The 2,585-nt window shown below is 43.4% G+C and carries 1 protein-coding gene; it reads left to right on the top strand.

Annotation, left to right across the window (positions count from 1 at the left end; all coding sequences use genetic code 11):
* Positions 1-2,585: DUF1542 domain-containing protein (locus tag H3R25_RS08790; protein ID WP_198195161.1), on the top strand; the 2,585-nt coding region annotated here is incomplete at both ends.

Below are 2,585 nucleotides of genomic sequence, written 5' to 3'. Positions count from 1 at the left end.
AGCAAACGCTGAAGCAGCAGGTGCTGCTGCTAAGGACAAGATTACTGCCGCAACAACTGGTGAGGAAGTAGCCCAAGCTTTAGCAACTGGTAAAGCTGATGTTGAAAATGCATATAAATCAGGTGATATTTCTGATGCCAAGCTGAAAGCTAATGGCCACATTGATGATGCAGTAGCAGCTACAAAAGCTAAGATAAATGCAGATAAGCGTCTACCAGCTGCCAAGAAAGCAGCGCAAATAGCAGACGCTGAAAACAGAGGTGCAGCAGCTAAGAGCAAGATTAAGGCTGCAACAACTGGTGATGAAGTAGCTCAAGCTTTAGCAGCTGGTGAAACAGATGTTGCCAATGCATATGTTGAAGGTACAGTGGATGATGCAAAGCAGACCGCTAAAGAAGAAATTGATAATGCAGTAACTGATTGCAAGAACTTGATTTCAAGCGATAGTGACTTAGATTCAGGTTCCAAGACTACCCAAACTGCAGCAGCAGTAGCAGCAGGAACGGCAGCTAAGAACAACATCGATAGTGCTACAAGTTTTGAAGAAGTGGACAAGGCCCTTGAAGATGGTAAAGCAGCAATAGCAGCGGCATATCAGCCAGGAAATCTTGATAATGCAAAAGCTACTGCTAAGCGCGACATTGATGCTGAAGTGGCAAGAGTCCAAGGTCAAATTGACGCTGACCCATACTTAAGCGCAGCTAAAAAGGAAAAGCAGAAGGATCGTGCAAAGAGTTTGGGTGAAACTGTCAAGAGTAATATTGATAGTGCAACTAGTGGTGATGGTGTAGCTCAAGCACTTAACATGGGTAAGACACTTATCAGTACAGCATATGAAAAGGGAGAGCTTCCAGAGGGCAGAGAGAATGCTAAGCAAGAAATTGCCGATGAAGCAACTAAAGTTAAGGGCAGAATCGATGCCGACAGCTTATTAACAACAGCAGACAAGGCAAAGCAGAAGCAAGACGTTGATAACGCTGTAGCAGAAGCTAATGCCGCAATCGATGCTGCAACCACACCAGAAGAAATTGCCAAGGCAGTAGCAGATGGTAAGGTCAAGATTAATGCCGCATATGTACCAGGTAAGGACTTAACAGAGCAAAAGGCAATTGCTAAAGGCAACATTGCTAGTCAAGCAAGTATTGTTAAGGGCAGCATTGATGCCGATCAAAACTTGACTACTGCTACAAAAGAAGAGCAAAAGAAGAACGTTGATCAGGCAGTAACAGAAGCCAATGCCGCAATCGATGCCGCAACCACGCCAGATGAAATTGCCAAGGCAGAAGCAGATGGTATAGCCAAGATTAATGCAGCATATGTGCCGGGCAAGGACTTAACAGACCAAAAGAACAGTGCTAAGGGAGAAATTGCCAATACTGCAACAGATGTTAAGAACCGAATCAATGCTGATGATAACTTATCAACTGATGAAAAGAACAAGCAGAAGCAAGACGTCGATAACGCTGTAGCGGAAGCCAATGCCGCAATTGATGCCGCAACCACACCAGATGAGATTGCCAAGGCAGTAGAAGATGGTAAAGCCAAGATTAATGCTGCATATGTAGCAGGCAAAGACTTAAGTACCCAAAAGAATAATGCTAAGCAAGAAATTGCCGATGAAGCAAAATCGGTTAAGGATAAGATCGATGCCGATCAAAACTTGACCACTGCTGAAAAGAACAAACAGAAGCAAGATGTTGATCAGGCAGTAACAGAAGCTAACACTGCAATCGACACTGCAATAACACCAGATGGTATTGTTCAAGCAACTACTGAAGGTAAAAACAAAATTAATGCCGCATATGTACCAGGTAAGGACTTAACAGATCAAAAGGCAGACGCTAACAAGGAAATTGATAAGACTGCTAGCGACGTTAAGGACAAGATTGATGCCGACAAGAACCTGACCACTGATGAAAAGAACAAGCAGAAACAGGATGTCGACAAGGCAGCTTCAGAAGCTAAAGATGCGATTAATGCAGCAACCACACCAGATGAAATTGCTAAGGCAGAAGCAGATGGTAAAGATAAGATCAATGGTGCTTACCAACCAGGTAAGGACTTAAGTAGTCAAAAGAATAATGCTAAGCAAGAAATTGCCAATGAAGCAAAACGGGTTAAGGATAGAATTGATGCCGACAGCTTATTAACAACTGCTACAAAAGAAGAACAAAAGAATAATGTTGATCAAGCAGTTGCAGAAGCCAATGCCGCAATCGATGCCGCAACCACGCCAGATGAAATTGCCAAGGCAGAACAAGATGGTAAAGATAAGATCAATGCCGCATATGTACCAGGTAAGGACTTAACAGAGCAAAAGGCAGACGCTAACAAGGAAATAGATAAGACTGCCAACGATGTTAAGGACAAGATCGATGCCGACAAGAATCTGACAGCTGATGAAAAGAACAAGCAGAAACAAGATGTCGACAAGGCAGCTTCCGAAGCTAAAGATGCGATTAATGCAGCAACCACGCCAGATGAGATTGCTAAGGCAGAACAAGATGGTAAAGATAAGATCAATGCCGCATATGTACCAGGTAAGGACTTAACAGAGCAAAAGGCAGACGCTAACAAGGAAATAG

Origin of the sequence: Lactobacillus sp. M0390 (assembly GCF_016102085.1) — a bacterium.
GTDB lineage: Bacteria > Bacillota > Bacilli > Lactobacillales > Lactobacillaceae > Lactobacillus > Lactobacillus apis.
The sequence above is the reverse complement of the archived record's forward strand: the minus strand, read 5'-3'. Positions and strand labels throughout refer to the sequence as shown.